The sequence below is a fragment of the Schaalia sp. genome (genome assembly GCF_050312375.1).
Classification (GTDB): Bacteria; Actinomycetota; Actinomycetes; order Actinomycetales; family Actinomycetaceae; genus Pauljensenia; species Pauljensenia hyovaginalis.
Genome location: NZ_JBNOYB010000106.1, coordinates 12,937 through 33,318, shown reverse-complemented (window position 1 = coordinate 33,318; position 20,382 = coordinate 12,937). Strand labels below are relative to the sequence as shown.

The following is a 20,382-nucleotide window of genomic DNA, read 5'->3' as shown; positions in this document are numbered from 1 at the left end:
AGCTCTCGGAGGGCGGACGGCCCCCGAGTCCCGCCGCGCACGGCCGGCCTGCCCGCCCTCGACCCCGGCCCGAGGTCCCAGGGGCGGGCGGGCTCCATTCCTACAGTGGGGGCATGACCTCAGCAGTGAGCGCACCGAAGTTCGCCTCTTCATGGACCCGTCTCCTCCCCGGAGTCCTCGTCTCCTTCCTCGCAGTCGGGATCTCGCTGCTCGTCAACTCCTTCGTCCCGATCCTCTCGGCGATGCTCGTCGCGATCCTCCTCGGGGTGATCGCCCGCAATGCGCTCCCCCTCCCCGCCTCCCTCGAACCGGGGCTCGCCTTCGCGGCGAAGCGCCTCTTGAGGGTCGGCGTCGTGCTCCTCGGGCTCCAGCTCATCGTCTCCGACATCGTCGCCCTCGGAGCCGGGATGATCCTCGTCGTCGTCGCGGTCGTCGCCGCGGGCATGGGGGCGACGCTCCTCATCGGACGCGCGATGCGCCTCTCGCTCACGCAGACCCTGCTGGTCGCCGGGGGCTTCTCGATCTGCGGCGCCGCGGCCGTCGCCGCGGTCGACGGCGTCATCGAGACGAAGGAGCGCGAGGAGGTGGTGACGGCGGTCGGCCTCGTCGTCATCTTCGGGACGCTGATGATCCCGATCGTCCCGATCCTGGGCGCCCTCATCGGCTTCGACCCCCTGACGACCGGTCTGTGGGCGGGGGCCTCCACTCATGAAGTCGCCCAGGTCGTCGCCATCGGAGGGGCCCTCGGCGAGGAGGCGCTGGCCGGGGCCGTCGTCGTCAAGCTCGCCCGCGTGCTCATGCTCGCCCCCGTGATGGCGGGCATTTCGCTGTGGCGCCGCCACGCGATCCGCGCAGGCCGGGAGCTTCCCGGGATGGGCGCGGCGGGCGGGACGCTCCCGCCGATCATGCCGGCCTTCGTCGGGGGCTTCATCCTCATGGTGCTCATCCGTTGGCTGGGGGTCGTGCCCGCGAGCGCCCTGGCGCCCCTCAAGGTCCTTCAGACCGCTCTGCTCGCCTCCGCGATGTTCGCGCTCGGCACCGGGGTGCGACTGAGGGACTTCGCGAAGGTGGGTCCCCGGCCCTTCGTGCTCGCGGCCGCGTCCACCCTCGTCGTCGGCCTCACCGCCCTCGGCGGCGTGGCACTCGCCCACTGAGCTGCGACCGGCCAAAATACTCCTGTGAGCGCTGAGAACCCCCGTCCTTTGTCCGATGCGCGATTCCGAGGGGAGCCCCGCGACTACCAGGCCGCGGTCCTCGACGCCCTCGGACGCGAGGACTGGCGCGGCGGATGCGGCAAGGGGGATCGCTCCTTCCACATCGTCGCGCCCCCCGGATCCGGCAAGACGATCCTCGGCCTGCTGCTCGCCGTTCGCGACGGCCGCCGCGCGCTCGTCCTCTCGTCGACGAGCGTCATCCGCGATCAGTGGGCGAAGACCGCACGGGAGCGCTTCGGGATCGGCGAGGGGACGGCCGAGGATCCGCTGATGCTCGTCGACTCCGATGAGGTCGGCGACCTCAACATCATGACCTATCAGCGTTTGAGCGTCGTCGATTCCTCCTCCCCTTTCTCCGATGCGGCCCGTGAGCAGTGGATCGAGGAGATGGAGCGCTCCTGGTCGGATCGCGAGCGCGCACTCGCCTGGCTCGCGGAGCTCCAGGACTCGAATCCGAAGGAGTATTCGAAGGGCATTCGTTCACGGGCGAACGCGATCCGGAAGAACCTCCGCTCCCTCGATCCGAGGGTTCTCGAGCAGACCCTGCACCCGCGGGCGCTGGCCCTCATCGACGGGCTCGTCCGCGCGGGCGTGCGCACCATCGTCCTCGACGAGTGCCATCACCTCCTCGATCATTGGGCGTTGGTCCTCCACCTCCTGCGCTCGAAAATCGAGGAGGCGGGCGGCGACCCGCTCCTCATCGGCCTCACGGCCACTCCGCCCGATCCCGCCACCCCCGTTGAGGAGCGGAATTACACGGGCCTCCTCGGCGAAGTGGACTACGAGGTCCCGACTCCCGCCGTGATCCGAGCGGGCGATCTCGCGCCCGTGCGCACGTGGGCGTGGTTCACCCGGGCGACCCCTAAGGAGCGTGGTTTCATCGAGCGTCACGAGCGCATGCTCGAAGGCGCCCTCATGGACGTGTTCGCCGCTCCCGAGGGGCTCGCCTTCCTCCACGAATGCCTGATCGCCCCCGAGTCCGATCCCGATGACGAGGGCGGGGCGATTCCCCCCTCCCTCGACGAGAGGATGCGGCGGGCCTTCGACTCCGATCCCTTCCTCGCCCTGGCCGCCGGGAGGATGCTCGTCCGGCTCGATGAGGACGGGACCGCGATCGACCCCGAGATCATCCGACGTCTCCCCGACACCGAAGCACCGAGCCTCGACGATCGTCTCCTCCTGCTCGCGCGTCACGCCCTGACCCGTCTCCTCCCGGATGAGGAGCGCGCTCAGGAGTGGCGAGAGCGCAAGCGCCTCCTGCTGGCATTCGGATACCACCTCACCGACCGGGGGATCCGTCGGGGCAAGGACCCGATCGACGCGGTCCTGTCGCGCTCGGAGTCGAAGGATCGGGCCGTTCTCGACATCCTCGCCCTCGAGAACGAGTCCCTGGGCGAGGGCCTGAGAGCGGCCGTCGTGGCCGATCTCGCGCAGCACGACGACCGTTCGGCCCTCGCCGGGGCGCAGCGCTCCGGGAGCGCGCGCGGCGGCGCCCTGCGGTGCTTCACCCTCCTCAGCGCCGATCCCCTCGCACGCTCGATGCACCCGGTCCTCATCACGGCTTCGCATTTGCGGCTTCTCGCCGAGGACGTCGAGATCCTCAACGCCCTGCGGACCAGGACCTGCGCGCCGCTCGCCGTGACCCGCATCAGCGGGGAGGTCGCCGAGATCGCGACCGCCGGCACCACTCCCGCCCGCCTGGTTCGGGCCCTCGCCGAACTCGTCGAGGAGGGGCTCGTGCGGCTCGTCGTCGGGACGCGCGGGCTCCTCGCCGAAGGCTGGGACTGCCCCTCGCTCAACACCCTCATCGATCTCACGACGGTGACGACCTCCACGGCCGCCCAGCAGTTGCACGGCAGGACGCTCCGCCTCGATCCCGCACGCCCCGGGAAAGTCGCGCACAACTGGATCCTCGCGTGCCTGCCCTCCTCGAATTCCCTGGTCCCGGACTCCCGCGAATACGCGCGCCTGCGGATGAAGGCCGAACACCTGTGGGGGCTCAGCCGCGACGCGGCGGATCCTGAGGGGACGATCACCCGGGGCGTCGATGCGATCCTCGATCCGCTTCAGCGCGAGACCTTGAGCACCCCCTCCCCGCTCAAGGATCCCGTCCGCGCCCTCAATGAGCGCACGAGGAATGCCCTCCCGCCGCGCGCCGAGAGCCACCGCCTCTGGCATCTCGGGACGACGACGGCATCGGCGCGCATCCGATCGAGCGTCAAGCTGCGCAAGGACGCCCGTTTCGCCTTCGAGAGCTCGAACACGCCGCTCAGCGTCCTCCTGGTGATCGACTCCCTGCTCTTCTCGGCCCTCGCCTTCGCGGTTTCGGTGCTCGTGCGAATGCGCCTTGCTCAGGACCTCCCCGCGCTATTCGTCCTCATCGCGTTCCTCGTCCTCACGGCGCTGTTCCTCCTCTTCGGGATCGGGATCCCCGCCCTCAAGGAGACGCTCTTCCTCTGGAGGACCCGTTCTCATCCGGTCGCCCTCTACCACCGGGGCGCCCGGGCCGTCCTTCAGGCCCTTCAGGACTCGGGCTCGGTGTCCGGGGCGATCGACCCGGCGTCCATCCTCGTCGAAGAGGGCTCTCGCCTCCGCATCGAGTTCTCCGCCGGATCGGCCTCGGAGAAGGCCCTCCTTCACCAGTGCCTCGCAGAGCTCTTCACGCCCATCGGTCTTGGCAGGCCCCGCCACATCATCATCCTGGGCCCGATGCCCGAGATCGAGCGGAGTTCCCCCGCTCACCTCCCGGGGCCTCTGCGGTGGTCCCTGGATCTGGGCATCGCCCTCGTGAACGCCGCGATGAGCTCGCGGAGCCACTATCTCGCGGTTCCCTCGGCCCTCGGCACCACGAAGGAGGCCGCGCTGCGATTCGAATCCGCGTGGAATCGCGCCGTGGGTCCGGCCCGTGTCGTGGATCTGCGGATGAGGGCCAATTCGTCGATCCTCGTCGCCGCGCGGGCTCAGAACCGCGGGGGCATCCGGACGAAGGCGAGAATCGTCGAGCATTGGGCGTAACCGCCGCCCACGATTCGGGAAGAATGGCCTCATGACACCCGTTCCCCCATTCGACGGCCTCGTGCCCGAGCCGGTCTCCCTCGCCCTGCGCCCGATGCGCACCGGACCCGAGGCGCTGCCCCTGTGGAAGGACCTCGTGATCGACTCGGGGCGCGTCGCCCCGGCGAAGCTCGGTCTTCCCGAGGGCCTTCAGGAGTGGCAGCTCGAGGAGGCTCATCGGATCGAGATCTCCTCGGGCCGCGCGCTCATCAGCGCCTCCACCGCCCTCGGCGAGTCGAGGGCGCGCCGCAGGCTCGCCGTGCTGTCGGCCTGCGCCGACCCGGATTCACCCGTTGCGGACCTCGTCCTCGTGGATTTCCCGAAGTACCGGCATCGCGGCCTCCACCTCGACATCGTGCGGCACTACTTCGGGCCCTCGACAATCCTGCGCGTCATGGACCTCATGGCCGATCTCGCGCTCAACGTCCTCCACCTGCATCTCACCGACGATCAGGCGTGGCGGATCGACATCCCCTCCCTCCCCGAGCTCGTGAGGGAGTCGGGCGAGGGCGCGGTCGGAGGCGTTGAAGCCGCTGAGCGCGGCGGCGGCCTCGCCAGGGGGTGGCTCGGCCTCGACGAGCTCGCGGCCCTGTCCGTGCGCGCCGGGGAGCTCGGGATCGCCCTCGTCCCCGAGGTCGATCTGCCCGGGCACACGAACGCCGCACTCCACGCGATGCCCGGCCTCAACCCCGACGGGCGGACTCCGCCGGCGTACACGGGCGCCGAGGTCGGCTTCTCGAGCCTGTCGACCGGCGCGCCAGACACGGAGCGCTTCCTCACCGAGGTCGTGTCCGCCCTCGCGCCCCTGAGCGCCCACGGCTTCCACATCGGCGGCGACGAGTGCTTCTCGACGGAGCGCTTGGAATACGAGGCGCTCGTGACGAGGGCGCTCGGGCTCGTCCACGGGAAGGGGCTCCGCGTGAGCGCCTGGCAGGAGGCGGCGCCCCTCGTGGGCGAGGGCGACCTCGTCCAGGTCTGGGATCCGCGCCTGTCCTCAACGGATGTCGCCGAGGCCGCGAAGCGGGGCGCGCGGATCGTCCTCTCGCCGGCCGACCGCGTCTACCTCGACATGAAGCAGGTCGAGGGCGAGCGGATCGGCTTGGACTGGATGGGCGTCGTCCCGGCCCGTCAGACCCTTGAATGGGATCCCGGGCAGGTGGTCCCGGGGGCGCCCGCCGAGGCGATCGAAGGCGTCGAGGCGTGCCTGTGGACGGAGACGCTCCTGACCGAGGGCGATCTCGGCCAGATGCTCCTCCCCAGGCTCGCCGCCGTCGCAGAGGTCGCCTGGTGCGGGTCCGGGGTCGGCAGGTGGGAGTCCTTCGCGGCTCGGGCGGCGGCCCTGGAGCGGCTCTGGCGCTCGCGCGGCTGGACCCCGGCTCCCCTCACCGGCGTTTAAGCCCCTCCCGGCGCCCGGTCCGCGGCTCAGTGCGCCTGCGCGGCGGGCGTGAAGCCGAGGCCGACGAGGAAGTCGACGGTTTCGCGCTTGTCCTTGAAGACCGCGGTGTTGTCGAGGATCCGCGCGCACACGCTTCCGAGCTCGTCGCGGACGGCCCGGCGGACCTCCTCGCGGCTCGGCGAGGCCGGGACGCGCTCCTTGAGCTCGCTGAACACGAGCTCGAATTCGGCGAGTTCCCCGGGCAGTTCGCGCCCCTCGACGAGGGCGTCCTCGAGTGCGCCGAGCTGAGCGACGAGGCGCCCGGGGAGGATGAACAGGCCCTGGGCCTCGATGAGGCCGATCGATTCCTGTTTGATCGGGAAGAACTCGGGGTGGGCGTGGAAGACGCCGTCGGGGTAGCGCTCGCTCGTGATGTTCGAGCGCAGGATGATCGACATCTCGTATCCGCGATCGGTCTTGACGCAGGTGGGCGAGACGGCCGAGTGGACTCCCTCCTCGTCCTCGGCGATGATCCCGCGCTCGGGATCCGTGAAGGCCACCCAGGCCCGGCGGATCCTGTCGGAGATCTCCTCGATGTCTTCGCGCTCGGGCGAGACGACGCGGATGGCCGTGTTGAACCAGTCGAGGACCTCGACCTTCGCTTCGGGGAAGCCCTCGACCGTGAGGGCGGCGTAGGCGCCCGCCTTCTGCATCGGGAGGACTTCGCCGCCGCCCTGATAGTGGTCGTGGGCGAGGACGGAACCGCCGATGCGGGTGAGGGCGGCGTTCGAGCCGATGAAGTAGCCGGGGAAGGCGTCGACGAAGTCCATGAGCCTGGTGAAGGCGGCCCTGTCGACGTGCATCGGGGTGTGCTCCGTGTTCACGGCGATGCCGTGCTCGTTGAAGTACCCGTAGGGGGAGAACTGCCAGAACCATTCCTGGTCGCCCAGCTTCACGGGGACGGTGCGCACGGTGAACTTGTCGCGCCCCGCGAATCCCTCGTTGTCGCGGCAGATCGTGCACCTCGGGTAGCCGCCCGAGACGGCGTTGCCGGCGGCGGCCTTCTTCGCGTCCTTGAACTCCGGTTTGGCGAGGTTGATCGTGACGATCAGCCCCTCGGGCGTTTCGAAGCGCGGGTTGCGGTCGAGGAGGGCGCGCTTCACGTATCCGCTGGCCACCGAGTAGTGGTAGAGCCAGGACATCGCCTCTGTGCCGCCGGCCTCTTCGAGGACGCGCGCGTAGGCGTCCTGAAGGCCCGAGGGCGCGAGCGAGCAGATCCCCATCACCCGGTCGCAGTAGTGGGCGACCTCGGACTCGTCGAAGAGCCCGGCGGCGAGGCCGGCCTTCGCGAAGTCGTCGAGCAGCTCATCGGGCGCCGTGTCCTGCGAGAGGCTCCCGGTGGGCGCGTAGGAGTTCAATCCGAAGAGCGCGAAGATCCGGTTGCGCGCGTAGATCTCGTCGCGCTCGTCGAGCAGGAGGTTGATCCTCGCGTAGCTCACGAGCCGATCGACGACCGCGTAGAACTCGCGGATCGGGTCCTCCTGCCCGCCCTCGGGCGCCCGGCGCCCCTGATACTCCTCCACGGTTTCACGCGTCACCCGGACCATCTCCTCCCATTGTTCTTCCATCTCCTCGACGAGCCTGATCTGCGTGCGCGCGCGCACGAGGTTGTGCTCAGGGTAGGCGCTTGCGAAATACGTGTCGCCCTCGAGGTGGTCGGCGAGGAAGCGCATGCCGCATTCGAGGGTCATGAGCTTGGCCGCGACGGGCAGCAGTTCCGCCTCGAGGGCCGTCATCTGCTCCGCGACGGCGCTGACGAAGCCGTCGGTGTATGCGCGGTAGTAGTCGAGGCAGAAGTGGACCTTCGAGAGGTCCTGCTCGTCTTCGAGCGCGGTCGATGCGCCGAAGCGGATCGAATCGCCGAAGTCGTAGAGCATCGAGCCCGGCATCACGGTGTCGAGGTCGATGATCGCCCTCGCCTCGCCGGTCCCGGCGTCCATGAGGATGTTGTTGAGCTTCGTGTCGTTGTGCGTGACGCGCAGGGGCAGATCGCCGGCGGCCAGCGCATCGACGAGGCGCGCGTACTCCGGCGCCCGTGCGGTGAAGAAGGCGATCTCGTCTTGCACGCCGGCCGCTCGTCCGATCGGGTCCTCCTCGACCGCCCGCCTGAAGGCGGCGTAGCGCGAGGGGGTGCAGTGGAAGTCGGGGATCACCTCGACGAGCTCCGATGCGTCGAAGTCGGCGAGGAGCTTCTGGAAGCGTCCGAAGGCCCGCCCGGAATTGCGGAAGACCTCGGCGCTCTCGACCCGGCTGTAGCTCACCGCGTCCTCGATGAACGCGTAAACGCGGAAGGGCTCCTCGGAGGCGTCGAGGAAGGGCTCGCCCTCGCGGGTCGGCACGAGGGTCAGGGTCTCCTGACCGCGCTCGCGAAGGTGATCCGTGACGAGGCGGATGTTGCGGATGAGTCCGGCAGGATCGGGGAAGACGTCCGTGTTCATCCTCTGGAGGATGTAGCGGCGCGCACTCGTCGTCACGAGGAAGGTCGAGTTGATGTGCCCGTCCCCGTAGGGCTCGACCGAGATGATCTCGCCCTCGAGGGCGAACATCTCAGCGGTCCTGGTCAGATCGTCAGCACTGATGCCCATCACGGTTCTCCATCGTCGTCGTTCTGCATTCGTTTCGGGGTCCGGGCGATGCCTTCGCCGCATCACAGGTCGAGCCAGCTCGATTCGCCGGCTCCGAGCGAGACCGCGATGTCGATCCGCGCCTCGTCCTCCGCGCCCTCGGCCCAGCCCACGAGGCCCGATCCGAGGATGCGGGCCTCCTGCGGCTCGTCGGAGTCGTTGTAGACGAAGGCGCGGCGCACCTGGGGGTACCACGCGACCTCGACCTGGGGGTTCGTGGTGATGAGGACGGATTCCCACTCGTCCTCGGCCCCTCCCGCCCACATGAGCGCGCGGTGGAGGAGGCGCGAGTTGACGGCCGACCACGTCAGTCCCGCCATGTAGACGGCGCGGCCCGCCCCGTACTCGTGGGTCGCCAGGCGCACCGAGCCCTTCTCGAGGCGGTGGATGCGGGCGCCGAGGGCGACGACGTCGCCGGGGTCTTCTCCCGAGGCGAACTCCTCGCCGAGGTCTTCGGTGATGAAGTGCTCGGGGGAGACTTCCGGGTAGCGATCGGTGGACAGGGACCAGGAGATCTCCCTGTCGACGCCGAGCACGTCGGACAGGGTGAAGACGGTGCCGGATGCGGGGGTCGTCGATCCGCGGTCCGCCGCCTCGCCGATCCATGCGGTGGGTTCGCCGATTCCGATGAAGCCGCCGCCGTTCCACACGAATTCGCGGATCGTGTGCTGGAGCTTCTCGGAGGCCCAGGCGGGTCCGCCGGAGAAGGAGGTGTTCGCCGCGCCCGCGTTGATGAGGACGTCGATGCGGTCGAGGGCGGAGGCGTCGGATTCGAGGTCCTCGAAGGAGACGAACTCCACCGAGAAGGGCAGTCCGGCGAGGGATTCGATGACGCCGAGGTAGGTGTGGATCTGCTTGTACCACAGGGCGTGCGCGACCATGTGCGTCTGCCAGGTCCTCAGGGAGCCCCAGGCGTTGAGCACCCCGACGCGCACGCGCGTGTTCGCGGGGAGCTGCCCGCCGGAGGCCGAATGCAGGGAGCGGAATTCCGCGACGATCGCTTCGACGCGGTCGATGAAGTCGGGGAACTTCAGCGCGAGGGAGAGGTAGCCGCCGTACCCGATCCGGTCGAGGGGCTTGCGGACGATCGCCCGGCGCGCGGTGCGCCAGGATTCCTCCGCCTCTGCGACGGGGTTCCCTCCCTCGCGGAAGACGTCCGGGAAGAAGTAGGGGAGGAAGCGGCCTTCGGTGTAGCGCACGCCGGGGATGTCGGCGATCATGCGGCAGGTCGCGGCCGATCCGACTGAGCCGACGACGGCGTCCATGCCGATGCCGGGGAAGTGCTTCCCGTAGGGCTCCATGCCGATCCAGTTGTCGCCGAGGAACATCATCGCTTCGCGCCCGGCCTCGTGGGTCATGTCGACGAGGGTCTTCGCCTTGTCGGCGACGCGTCGGCTCGTGAAGTCGATCCAATCGCGGAAACGGGGGCTCAGGGGCCTGAAGGGCGAGTTGTACCATCCGGCGTCGACGAAGTCCTCGGCCGTGAGGGCGTAGCCGTACTCCTTCTCGAAGGCCTCCATCGCGGGCACCGACACGGAGGCGGAGTATCCGAACCAGTCGACGTAGCGTTCGCGCCCTCGTGAATCGAAGGCCAGGGTGAAGTGGTAGAAGAAGGTCGTGAAGCGGACGACGTCGACGTGGGGGTTGCGCTCGAGCCAGATCGCGAGCGCGTCCTTCACGTGCGCCCAGGTCCTGGGGTATTCGACGTCGTAGGGGCGCTCCTTGACGCGCGAGGGGTCCAGGGCCCAGTCGTTCGTCAGGTAGTTGTACATCTGGGTGGAGTCCCAGATCTGTACGGCGAGGAAGGACACCGTGTAGACGTGCAGCGCTTCGGGATGCGCGATGGTGACGAGGGCGGAGCCGGCGTCGGCCGGGAGGGGGCCGACGAGGGGCACCGGATCGACGAGGGGGCGCGGCCCTGCGGTTTCGACCTCCCATTCCTCGGGGTCGAGGACACGGCCGGCGGTCCGGTCGATCACCTGCCACCAGCGTTTGACCTCGCAGTCGGTGTCGGGCCGGAACTGCGCTTGGAACCATCCCTCCATGACGTCGATGACGAGGGGGCCCGAGGGCGGGGCGGTGCGCCGTTCGGAGAGGAGGTACTGGTGGATGCGCTCCCCGGCCGACATGTCCGCCCATTCCTCGTCGCCGCGCGCGGGGAAGTAGGTGGAGTAGACCTTCGCGAATCCCCGGTCCACCCAGTCGGGCAGGCAGGTGCCGTCGGAATTGCGGACCGCGTCGGCGCCGAGGCGTTCGACGAGTGCCCGCACCTCCTCGTCGATCCCCGTTTCGATGGGAAGGGTGAGGCGCCCGGCGCGATTCTCGGTCATGGATACTCCCTTTCTCCCGGATGAGACGGGCACGGTGTGAGGATAATCGGATGGGTTTCGCTGCTAGACGAGGACGACTTCGGCGCCCGCTTCGCGGAAGCGGGCGACGGCCTGCGGGTCCGCACGGTCGTCGGTGATGATCTGGTCGATTTCGGACAGGGGGCAGATCCTCGCGAAGGCGCGGGCCCGGAGCTTCGTGCTGTCGGCGATGACGACGACCCTGCGGGCCTGGGCGGCGAGTCGGCCGTTGATCGCGGCCTCGCCGTCGTGGGCGGTGAAGGCCCCCTTGGGGGTGAGCGCGTCGACTCCGAGGAAGAGGGTGTCGATCGATACGGAGTCGATGACGGGCGAGGCGAAGGGGCCGACGAGTTCGAAGCTCATGGATCGCACGACGCCGCCGGTGAGGACGACCCGCAGGTGCGGGCGCACGGCGAGTTCGGTGGCGATGTTGACGGCGTTCGTGACGATGACGACCTGTTCGCCCGGGGCCTCCGCGCGGAGCTCTTCGCGCACGGCGAGTTCGCGGGCGAGCTCGGTCGTCGTCGTCCCGCCGTTGAGGCCGATGATGTCGCCTGGGCGGACCTGGTCCGCAGCGGAGGCGGCGATCCTCCGCTTCTCCTGGCTGAGCTTCGCGCCGGGCCCGTAGCGGATGGGGATGTCGGAGGAGTGGGGGGAGGCCACGGCTCCCCCGTGGGTCCGGGTGATGAGCTGCTGGCCCGCGAGGTGGTCGAGGTCGCGGCGCACGGTCGCGGCTGAGACGCCGAGGCGCGCGACGAGTTCGTCGACCGTGACGCTCTCCTCTTCGAGGATCACCTCGAAGAGTTTCGTCAGCCGCTCGTGCCGTTGCATGGCACCGCCTCCCCGTGTGCGCCCCTCTCGGGGCCGGTCGTCATGCGATCGTAATCAGAGCGCAACCAAATCGAGCGTCGTTGCGTGGACCGCACTGTCCCGTTCAATTATGCTCTATTCCGTTGGCATCCCAGCATAAACGATCAGAGAGTTCTCAAAGAGGAGTATTCCAATGATCCGAAGGAAGAACGGTGTCGCCGCGACGATCGCGGCGGCCTCACTCGCCTCACTCGCCCTCGCAGGATGCTCGAACGGCGCTTCGAGCACGGACGCGAGCGCATCCGGCGCCGCTGCGAGCGACGGCGGAGCGATCACCATCGAGTACATCCACCGCCTGCCCGACGGCGAGGGGATGACGAAGATCTCCGAGCTCGCCGACCAGTGGAACGCGGAGCACCCGGACATCCAGGTGAAGGCGACGAAGTTCGACGGCAAGGCGCAGGAGCTCATCAAGAAGCTCGAAACCGACGTCAAGGCGGGCGCGGCGGCATGCCTCGCGCAGGTCGGCTACGGCGAGGTCCCCGAGGTCTTCGTCAAGGGCCTCCTCGAGGACGTCACCGCCGAGGCCGAGAAGTACAAGGACAACTACTCCGGCGCCTACACGAACATGTCCGTCGGCGGAACGGTCGTCGGCCTCCCGCAGGACACCGGGCCGCTCGTCTACTACTACAACAAGGCGGAGTTCGACAAGCTCGGCATCACGGCCCCCACGACCCTCGCCGAGTTCCAGGAGGCCGCGAAGACGGCCGCCGCCCAGGGCAAGTACATCGCCGCCTTCGAGCCCGATGAGGCCCAGTACTTCCTCTCCGCCCAGGTCGCGGCCGCCGGCGGCACCTGGTACTCGACCGAGGGCGACAACTGGGTCGTCACGACCGATTCCGACGCCTCGAAGGTCGTCGCCGATTTCTGGCAGCAGATGCTCGACGACAAGTCCGTCCTCGTGACCGAGCGCTGGAACGACGGCTTCAAGGCCGCCCTCAACGACCAGTCGCTCATCGGCACGATCGGCGCCGCCTGGGAGGCCCCGCTCCTCGCGGGCGACATGGCGGGCACCGCGAACGAGGGCCAGTGGGCCGTCGCCCAGCTCCCCGACTTCGGCGCGGGCGCGAAGACCGGCCCCGACGGGGGCTCCGGCGTCGCCGTGACGAAGGGCTGCGCGCACGTCGCCGAGGCGATGGAGTTCAACAACTGGCTGAACACGCAGGTGGACGCCCTCGTCTCCCAGGGCCTCGTCGTCGCGACGACGACCGCCCCGATGAAGACCCCCGAGTCGCTCTCGAAGTTCTACGGCGGCCAGGACGTCTTCGCCGAGCTCGGCACTGCGAACGCCAACCTCTCGAAGGACTTCCCCTACATCCCCTTCTTCTCGACCCTCGGTGATCCGATGAAGCAGGCGGCCGCAGCCGCCGGAGCCGGCACCGGCAAGGTCGCCGACGTCTTCACCGCCGCCCAGGACACCTCGGTGAAGGCGCTGAAGGACGGCGGACTCTCCGTCAAGTGACGCGCTCATGAGCAAGGGGTCCCCTGCGTCACCCGTGGGGGACCCCTTGCTCGGGCCGGGAGTCGAACGACGCCGCCCGGCCGCCCCCCTGCCACCCCCACATCCACGAGGCGATACCCATGTCGAAATCGACCCCGGCGCCGCGGAACAGGAAAACTCGCGAACGTCATGAGGCGCTGACCGGTTGGGCCTTCATGGCCCCCTTCTTCGTGCTCTTCCTCCTCGTCTTCGCCATTCCGATCCTCGTCGCCATCCGCCAGTCCTTCTACCGCGAAGTCGCCGAGGGCGGCGGCCTCTACGGGGGCGGGGACCTGAAGACGACCTTCGTCGGATTCGACAATTTCGTCTACGCGGCCACGAATCCCGACTTCTGGTCGGGCATGGGGCGCGTCATCGTCTACGCGGCCTTCCAGATCCCCGTCATGATCCTCGCCGCCCTCGCCCTCGCCCTCGTGCTCGATTCCTACCTCGTCAAGCACAACACGATCTTCCGCCTCGGCAACTTCCTGCCCTTCGCGATCCCCGGCATCGTCGCCGCGATGGTGTGGCTCTACATCTACACGCCCGAACTCTCGCCGATCACGCAGATGCTCGCCCCCCTCGGACTCAACCCGGATTTCATGGCGAAGGGCTGGCCGATCCTCGCCTCGATGGCGAACATGACGACCTGGACCTACACGGGCTACAACATGCTGATCTTCCTCGCGGCCCTCCAGGCGATCCCCCACGAGCTCTACGAGGCCGCCCGCCTCGACGGCGCCTCCGGCTGGCAGATCGTCCGGCACGTGAAGGTCCCGCTGGTCTCGGGCGCGGCGATGCTCGCCGTGCTCCTGTCGATCATCGGGACGATTCAGCTGTTCAACGAGCCCTCGGTCATGTACTCCTCGAACACGTGGATGGGGACGAGCTACACGCCGATGATGATGGCCTATTACACGATGTTCGGGCAGATCTCGCCCGGCGGCGACGGGCCCGCCTCCGCGATCTCGATCCTCATGGCGATCATCGCCGGAGCCCTCGCCGTCATCTACGCCTTCGCCCAGAGGAGGACCCTCCGATGAGCACCTCGTCATCCGCCCGCTCGCGCCGGAGCACGGCCCGTCTCGCAGACGGCCGCGAATACCTCGCCTCCGCCGAGGGAATGCCGCCGAGGTCGATCGCCCCCTCGACTGCGGCCAGGACGATCACCCTCGTCGTCCTCGTCGTCACCCTCCTCTACTTCCTCGCCCCGATCGTGTGGGTGATGTTCTCGATGACGAAGTCGAATCCGGGCCTCGTCTCCTCGCCCGGATTCTGGTTCGCCGACGACATCCAGCTCACCGAGAACTACTCGAAGCTCATGAGCTGGACCCAGGGCCTCTTCTGGCGGTGGGTCGGCAACTCCCTCCTCTATTCGACCGCCGCCGCGGCTTTCGGCACGCTCGTCTCCGTCGCCGCGGGCTACGCCCTCGCGAAGTTCGCCTTCCCCGGCAAGAACATCACAATGGCCTTCATCATGGGCGGCCTCCTCATGCCGGTCGCGCTGCTGACGATCCCCCTGTACATCGTGTTCCACGGGATCGGACTGACGAACACGATGTGGGCGATCATCATCCCCTCGTGCGTCTCCCCCTTCGGCGTCTTCCTCGGGCGCGTCTACGCCGACTCCTCCGTCCCGAAGGAGCTCATCGAGGCCGCCCGCATCGACGGCGCCTCCGAGGCGAGGATCTTCTTCACGATCGTCCTGCGCCTCCTCGCGCCGGCGATGGTGACGATCTTCCTCTTCATCTTCGTCGCGACCTGGAACAACTTCCTCCTGCCCCTCATGATGGTCTCCTCCCCGGAGATCAAGCCCGTCACCCTGGGCCTGTACGGCATGATGAGCTACTTCAACCCCGAGAAGGGGGCCGTCATGATGGGCGCGCTCCTCGGGGTCGTGCCCCTCATCGCCCTGTTCCTCGGGCTCCAGCGGTACTGGCAGGCGGGTCTCGCGGCCGGTTCGGTGAAGGGCTGACGCGGATGAGCCGAGGGCCCCGCTCCGTCCGTTTCACGACGCCCGCCTACGGCGGCGACTGGAACCCCGAGCAGTGGTTCGCCGATGCAGATGCGGATGCGATCCTCGACGAGGACATCGCGAAGATGCGCGAGGCCGGCGTCACCCTGGTGACGCTCGGCGTCTTCTCCTGGTCGCGCCTCGAACCGGAGGAGGGCCGCTACGAGCTCGACTGGCTCGAGGGGATCCTCGACCGTCTTCACGCGGCGGGCATCGGGGTGGATCTGGCGACGGGGACCGCCTCGCCTCCCGTGTGGATGGCCCTCAACCATCCGGAGTCCCTGCCGGTCGATGCGCGCGGCGTGCGCCTCGGCTTCGGGTCCCGTCAGCAGTATTCCCCGAACTCGACCGCTTATCGCACAGCCGCCCTCGCCCTCGTCGATCGACTGGCCGACCGTTTCGGGGATCATCCGGCGCTCGTCCTGTGGCACGTGGGCAACGAGTTCGCCTGCCATGTCCGCGAGTGCTTCTCCGAGGAGTCGAAAGAGGCCTTCAGGGCCTGGCTCGAGGCCCGGTACTCGTCGATCGAGGCTCTCAACCGCGCCTGGGGGACGGACTTCTGGTCGCAGCGCTACACCTCCTTCGCGCAGGTGAGCCCGCCCTCGGCCATGCCGAGCTTCCCGAACCCCTCGCAGGTCCTGGACTGGCGGCGCTTCACGGACGACTCCTTCCGCTCCCTCTTCGAGGCCGAGGCCGCCGTGATCCGCGCTCATTCGACGCGCCCGATCACGACGAACTTCATGGGCGCCTTCCCCGTCCTCGACTACCGGAAGTGGGCGGAGTGCGTGGACGTCGTCGCGGACGACTCCTACCCGGATCCGGCCGATCCCCTCGCGGCTCATGAGATCGCCTTCGCGGGCGACCTCATGAGGGGCCTGGGCGGCGGGGCGCCGTGGATCCTCATGGAGCAGGCCCCCGGTGCGATCCAGTGGCGGCCGAGGAATTCGCCGAAGCGGCCCGGCCAGTTCCTCCTGTGGTCGCTGGCCCGGCTCGCCCATGGCGCCGATGCGGTCCTCCAGTTCCAGTGGCGCCAGTCGAGGGCGGGGGCGGAGACCTTCCACTCGGGGATGATCCCGCACGCGGGCGCTGTTTCGCGCACCTGGGACGAGGTCGTTGAGACCGGTCGGGCCCTGTCGCGGCTGGGGCCGGTGGTGGGCGCACGGTCCGAGGCGGGGATCGCGATCGTCGTCGACTGGGAGTCGGAGTGGGCGCGGGCCGCTTCGATCGGTCCGACTGAGGAGCCAGCGGAGCCCCTCTTCGCATTGGCCCGGCACTGGCATCGCACGGCCTGGGAGGCCGGGTATCAGGTGGACCTGGTGGGCCCCGAGGCGGATCTGTCCGGGTATTCGCTCATCATCGTCCCCGGCGTCTTCATCGATCGTCCCGCTCTCACGGACGCCCTTGCGGCCGCTGCGCAGGGCGGCGCCCAGGTCCTCGTCGTCGGGCCGAGCGGTGTCGTCGACGAGTCCGCTCATGCGATTCTCGGAGGGTATCTCGGGAGCGCCCGGGGCCTTCTCGGCGTCGCGGTCGCCGATCATGCGGCTCTGACGGGGCCCGTGCGCGAGGCCTTCGATTCACCTTCGGGTCCGGCGTCCGCGGTTTCGCGCATCACGAGGGCGGTCGGCGCTCCTGCCGCATGCACCTCGATCGGCCTGCGGATCTGCTCGGAGGAGCTGGCCGATCGCTTCAGCGCGCTGGCCGGTCCTGACGCCCGCGCCCGATGCGGCATGTGGGCGGAGGAGCTCGTCGGCTACGGCCGATCCGGGAGGCCGGACACGGGCGATATCGAGGGCGCGGCTGCGGGCGTCACCACGGACGAGGGCGGCGCCGGGGGCTTGGACGAAGGCACTGCCGGGCTCATGGGCGAGGGCGATGCCGGGAGCGAGGCGCGCGCCTTCGAGCGGGGGCGGGGTCTGCCTCCCGACGTTGATGCGGTCGCGGTCTTCGATGAATCCGAGGGCGGAGCCGACCTCGCCGGGATGCCCGCCTTGACGCGCCGCATGCTCGCTTCAGGGGGAGCCGCCTGGTACCTCGCCTGTCATCCGGACGATGTCACTGCGCGCGCCCTCTTCGACCTCCTCGCCGGGCGGGCGGGGATCACGCCCGTGGTGGCGGATCTCCCCGATGGCGTGGAGGCCTCCCGGCGCGGGGACTTCCTCTTCCTCCTCAACCACTCCGACGCTTCGGTGAGGGTGCGCGGGGTGAGGGGGAGCGAGCTCCTTTCGGGTTCCGCTGTCGAGGACGGGATCGAAGTGGGTCCGAGGAGCGGGGTCGTCGTCGCCCTGTCCGCGTGAGCCGTGGTTCAGGCGGGCGGACCGCGCTTGAGGCGGGGCAAGCCTAGGTTCAAACGGGAAGGATCCGCGCTTGAGGCGGGTGCGGAGCAGGCGCCTGAGAGCCGATAGGCTGCGACCATGCCCTACGACCCGATGCCACGATCCGAGGACGGGTGCCCCTGCGGTTCCGGCGCCCCCTTCGGCTCGTGCTGCTTCCCCTTCCTCGAAGGCGAACCCGCACCCACCGCCCTCGCGCTCATGAGGTCGCGCTACACGGCCTTCGTCCTCAGCGACGAGGACCACCTGTTCCGATCCTGGCATCCGAAGACCCGGCCGGCCCCGCCCTTCTCCGATCAGACGATCACGTGGGAGGGCCTGCGGATCCTCGCCCTCGCCCAGGGCGGTGCGGACGATGAGGAGGGCGTCGTCGAATTCGAGGCGTACTTCCAGGATCATCAGGGCCGCGCCGGGAGCCTTCGGGAACGCTCGCGATTCGCGCGGAGGGCGGGACGCTGGTTCTACGTGGACGGCGAGATCGGATGAGCCGCCCGCACTCGGGCGATGGCGAACGCGCCCGCACCCCCTCCGATCTTCCCCCTCACCTCGCCCTCAGACCCTTCGAGGTGAGCCTCGGACCGATCCGCATCGCCTCCGGTCTCGTCCTCCTCCTCGTCGCCCTCGTCCTCGGGCTCGTCGTGACGCTCAAGCCGATCGCGGAGCTCGACCAGCGGGTCCTCGAATGGTTCGTCGCCCGCCGCAGTCCGGGCGCGACCGCCGTGATGGAGGCCCTGACCGCTCTTTTCGCACCCACGACCGCCGTCATCGGCGCGCTCGTCATCGGCGCGCTCGTCGGCGCGGCGTCGCGCTCCGCACTGCTCGGCGTGTACATCCCCGCATCGATGGCCCTGGCTTCGGCCTTCACCGCCGTCGCGAAGGACGGCATCGAAAGGGTGCGGCCGGCCCTTCCCGAGCGGATCGTCGTCGAGCTCTCGCACTCCTACCCGTCCGGGCACACGACCGCTGCGGCGGCCCTCGCCGTGTCGGCTGCGATCCTCCTGATCTCGCGCTTCGCGTGGACGCGGCCGCCCGTCCGGGGGGCCATGATGGCGGCCTCCCGGGCGAGCACAGGCACTCCGGCGCTCTCGTCGCCCGGCTCGAACGTCCGGGGGGTCGTGGTGGGGGCCTCCCGGGCGAGAGCTTCGGCCGAGGCCGGTGGCGATTCTGCGCGGCGGGCTGTTCACGAGGACTTCGTTCGCTGGTCGAGGCCCGTCCGACGAGCGCTCATCATCCTGGCTGCGGTCGGACTCGTCGTCCTCATCGCCACGACTCGCGTGTACTTGGGCGCGCACTGGTTGAGCGATGTCGTCGGGGGCGCGATGGTCGGCGCCGGGGCCTCGCTCGTCCTGGCCGGGATCCTCCAGCCGCGCTCGTCCTGAACCGTTTCCGCGCCTGCTGCGGCGATGAGTCGAACAGGGGCCGTCAGGCCTGGCGACAAGTCGGTCACCCGCCGCACTGCCCGCGGCGACAAGTCGGACAAACCCCTTTTCGGCCCCGGCAACAAGTCGGACAGACGCCGCACCGCCCGCGGCGACAAGTCGGTCACCCGCCGCACTGCCCGCGGCGACAAGTCGAGCATGTGAGCTCTCTTTGGGGCCGAACCCCCTCATTTCAGGCCAGAATGACCGACTTGTCGCCATCTGACTGACGGACCCCGACCGATTTGTCGCCACCCGCATGATGGGTCCCGACAGACTTGTCGCCACCCGACCGCTGATCCCCGAGCGACGGGCAATACCCGAGACCTCCCGATCCGCGCAGGCCTAGTCTTTCCACAGAGCCCGATTCGAGGAGGAGCCGTGGCCAAGACCGAGGATCTCATCGACTACGTCGAGCGCGCCTTCGAGCCGCTCGCCCTCGAGACCTTCACGCCGGTCGATTCCCTCGTCCTGTCCTGGGCCTCCTACTTGCGGGTCCTCGGCGACGTTCCCGAGGCCGCGACCGCCGAGGGCGTGCGCTTCCAGGAGCTCCTGCGCGCCGAAGCCTTCCCCGTGTACTTCTCACCCCTGTGGGATCCGCAAAGGTCGAAACGCCTCCTCCTCGCGATGGGCTCGAGCCCCCGATTCCGCGACCTCGTCCAATGCCGCTGCGTCGACGAGGTCGATGCCGATGCGCAGATGCAGTTCGCCGCTGCGACCTACATCCTCGGCGACGACCTCGTCTACGTGGCCTTCCGCGGGACCGACCGCACGCTCGTCGGGTGGAAGGAGGACTTCAACATGACCTTCCGTTTCCCTGTGCCCGCGCAGGAGGCGGCGGCCCGCTATCTCCGGGAGGCCGCGTCGGGCACGAGGGCGAGGATCCTCGTCGGAGGTCATTCGAAGGGCGGGAATCTTGCGATCGCCGCCGCCGCTGCCAACCAGCATCTTCTCGGAAAGCGTCTTCTTCGGGTGTATTCGCACGATGGACCGGGCTTCCTCCCATCCGTGCTCGAACGCCCCGAATTCGTCGCCATCGCCGACCGGATCGACATGACCGTTCCCCAGTCCTCCGTCGTGGGGATGTTCCTCGACCATTCGGTGCCTTACGGCGTCGTGCGCTCGACCCGTGTCGGCCCCTGGCAGCACGACCCGTTCTCATGGGTGATCCTCGGCGAGGACTTCGAGCGCCTTGAGGGCCTGACGATCGACGCGAGGCATATTCAGGGGACGCTCGCCGAGTGGTTGTCCCGTCATGACGAGGCGGAGCGGGAGGCCCTCATCAACGCGGTCTACGAGCTGGTGACGATTCCCGGGGTCACGACGGTCGATGATCTGGCGGATTCGTGGCAGCGGAACATCCCGGAGATCCGATCGCGCTTGGCGGGCATGGACCCGGAGACCCGCAGATTCATCCTTCAGTCATTGCTGCGGGTGGGAACGATCGGCCTGCATCGCATCCGTCCGACGCTGCGCGGGGCGCGCGGGGGCCTTGGCGGCGGCTCGGACGCTGAGCGAGGGGTACCCGGCAACAACCCGGACACCAGGTCAGGAGCCCCCGGCAACAACCCGGACTTCAGAAGACCCTGAGGCCC

General features: G+C 68.9%; 13 protein-coding genes. 10 read left to right on the top strand and 3 right to left on the bottom strand.

Features of this window, described 5'->3' with window-relative positions:
• Window positions 1-113: 113 nt before the first annotated feature.
• The 3 genes from ACQY7V_RS08735 to ACQY7V_RS08725 are packed head-to-tail and all read left to right on the top strand — an operon-like array spanning window position 114 to window position 5,664.
• Window positions 114-1,154 carry a YeiH family protein gene (locus ACQY7V_RS08735; RefSeq protein WP_428639813.1) on the top strand — a complete coding sequence of 347 codons (1,041 nt, stop codon included), beginning with the start codon at window positions 114-116 and terminating at the stop codon, window positions 1,152-1,154.
• A 24-nt stretch (window positions 1,155-1,178) separates the two neighbouring features.
• Complete coding sequence (locus ACQY7V_RS08730) at window positions 1,179-4,229, top strand: DEAD/DEAH box helicase family protein (protein WP_428639811.1); 3,051 nt, start codon at window positions 1,179-1,181, stop codon at window positions 4,227-4,229.
• Between the two features lie 31 nt (window positions 4,230-4,260).
• Complete coding sequence (locus tag ACQY7V_RS08725) at window positions 4,261-5,664, top strand: family 20 glycosylhydrolase (RefSeq protein ID WP_428639809.1); 1,404 nt, start codon at window positions 4,261-4,263, stop codon at window positions 5,662-5,664.
• Window positions 5,665-5,690: 26 nt separating this feature from the next.
• Here ACQY7V_RS08725 and ACQY7V_RS08720 read toward each other — a convergent pair whose 3' ends face one another.
• The 3 genes from ACQY7V_RS08720 to ACQY7V_RS08710 form a co-directional block, all read right to left on the bottom strand.
• Window positions 5,691-8,288 carry a phosphotransferase gene (locus tag ACQY7V_RS08720; RefSeq protein WP_428639807.1) on the bottom strand — a complete coding sequence of 866 codons (2,598 nt, stop codon included), beginning with the start codon at window positions 8,286-8,288 and terminating at the stop codon, window positions 5,691-5,693.
• A gap of 62 nt (window positions 8,289-8,350) precedes the next feature.
• Complete coding sequence (gene gnpA, locus ACQY7V_RS08715) at window positions 8,351-10,657, bottom strand: 1,3-beta-galactosyl-N-acetylhexosamine phosphorylase (RefSeq protein WP_428639805.1); 2,307 nt, start codon at window positions 10,655-10,657, stop codon at window positions 8,351-8,353.
• A 63-nt stretch (window positions 10,658-10,720) separates the two neighbouring features.
• Window positions 10,721-11,506, bottom strand: coding sequence for a DeoR/GlpR family DNA-binding transcription regulator (locus ACQY7V_RS08710; protein ID WP_303775572.1), 786 nt, complete (start codon window positions 11,504-11,506; stop codon window positions 10,721-10,723).
• Between the two features lie 172 nt (window positions 11,507-11,678).
• Between ACQY7V_RS08710 and ACQY7V_RS08705 the strand changes: the two genes are divergently transcribed.
• The 7 genes from ACQY7V_RS08705 (at window position 11,679) to ACQY7V_RS08675 (ending at window position 20,377) form a co-directional block, all read left to right on the top strand.
• Entirely contained in the window at window positions 11,679-13,007 is a 1,329-nt protein-coding gene (locus ACQY7V_RS08705) for an ABC transporter substrate-binding protein (RefSeq protein ID WP_428639803.1), read from the top strand.
• 119 nt (window positions 13,008-13,126) lie between these two features.
• Entirely contained in the window at window positions 13,127-14,068 is a 942-nt protein-coding gene (locus ACQY7V_RS08700) for a carbohydrate ABC transporter permease (protein ID WP_184451299.1), read from the top strand.
• The gene (locus tag ACQY7V_RS08695; RefSeq protein WP_428639801.1) at window positions 14,065-15,000 is read left to right on the top strand and encodes a carbohydrate ABC transporter permease; all 936 of its coding nucleotides are present in this window, start codon (window positions 14,065-14,067) and stop codon (window positions 14,998-15,000) included. The genes ACQY7V_RS08700 and ACQY7V_RS08695 overlap by 4 nt, the downstream gene beginning before the upstream one ends.
• A gap of 5 nt (window positions 15,001-15,005) precedes the next feature.
• Window positions 15,006-17,333: a beta-galactosidase gene (locus tag ACQY7V_RS08690; RefSeq protein ID WP_428639800.1), complete on the top strand. Its 2,328-nt coding sequence runs from the start codon at window positions 15,006-15,008 to the stop codon at window positions 17,331-17,333.
• A 117-nt stretch (window positions 17,334-17,450) separates the two neighbouring features.
• Window positions 17,451-17,855: a YchJ family protein gene (locus ACQY7V_RS08685; RefSeq protein WP_428639798.1), complete on the top strand. Its 405-nt coding sequence runs from the start codon at window positions 17,451-17,453 to the stop codon at window positions 17,853-17,855.
• Entirely contained in the window at window positions 17,852-18,748 is an 897-nt protein-coding gene (locus ACQY7V_RS08680; RefSeq protein ID WP_428639796.1) for a phosphatase PAP2 family protein, read from the top strand. The genes ACQY7V_RS08685 and ACQY7V_RS08680 overlap by 4 nt, the downstream gene beginning before the upstream one ends.
• Window positions 18,749-19,168: 420 nt before the next feature.
• A complete protein-coding gene (locus ACQY7V_RS08675; protein WP_428639794.1) occupies window positions 19,169-20,377 on the top strand; it encodes an Mbeg1-like protein in 1,209 nt (402 codons plus the stop codon).
• Window positions 20,378-20,382: the final 5 nt, after the last annotated feature.

Bases quoted from the DNA above. Each gene is read 5' to 3' on its own strand.
- ACQY7V_RS08735 (WP_428639813.1), top strand. From the start codon at position 114: ATGACCTCAGCAGTGAGCGCACCGAAGTTCGCCTCTTCATGGACCCGT.
- ACQY7V_RS08725 (WP_428639809.1), top strand. From the start codon at position 4,261: ATGACACCCGTTCCCCCATTCGACGGCCTCGTGCCCGAGCCGGTCTCC.
- ACQY7V_RS08720 (WP_428639807.1), bottom strand. From the start codon at position 8,288: ATGGGCATCAGTGCTGACGATCTGACCAGGACCGCTGAGATGTTCGCC.
- gnpA (WP_428639805.1), bottom strand. From the start codon at position 10,657: ATGACCGAGAATCGCGCCGGGCGCCTCACCCTTCCCATCGAAACGGGG.
- ACQY7V_RS08710 (WP_303775572.1), bottom strand. From the start codon at position 11,506: ATGCAACGGCACGAGCGGCTGACGAAACTCTTCGAGGTGATCCTCGAA.
- ACQY7V_RS08705 (WP_428639803.1), top strand. From the start codon at position 11,679: ATGATCCGAAGGAAGAACGGTGTCGCCGCGACGATCGCGGCGGCCTCA.
- ACQY7V_RS08700 (WP_184451299.1), top strand. From the start codon at position 13,127: ATGTCGAAATCGACCCCGGCGCCGCGGAACAGGAAAACTCGCGAACGT.
- ACQY7V_RS08695 (WP_428639801.1), top strand. From the start codon at position 14,065: ATGAGCACCTCGTCATCCGCCCGCTCGCGCCGGAGCACGGCCCGTCTC.
- ACQY7V_RS08690 (WP_428639800.1), top strand. From the start codon at position 15,006: ATGAGCCGAGGGCCCCGCTCCGTCCGTTTCACGACGCCCGCCTACGGC.
- ACQY7V_RS08685 (WP_428639798.1), top strand. From the start codon at position 17,451: ATGCCCTACGACCCGATGCCACGATCCGAGGACGGGTGCCCCTGCGGT.
- ACQY7V_RS08680 (WP_428639796.1), top strand. From the start codon at position 17,852: ATGAGCCGCCCGCACTCGGGCGATGGCGAACGCGCCCGCACCCCCTCC.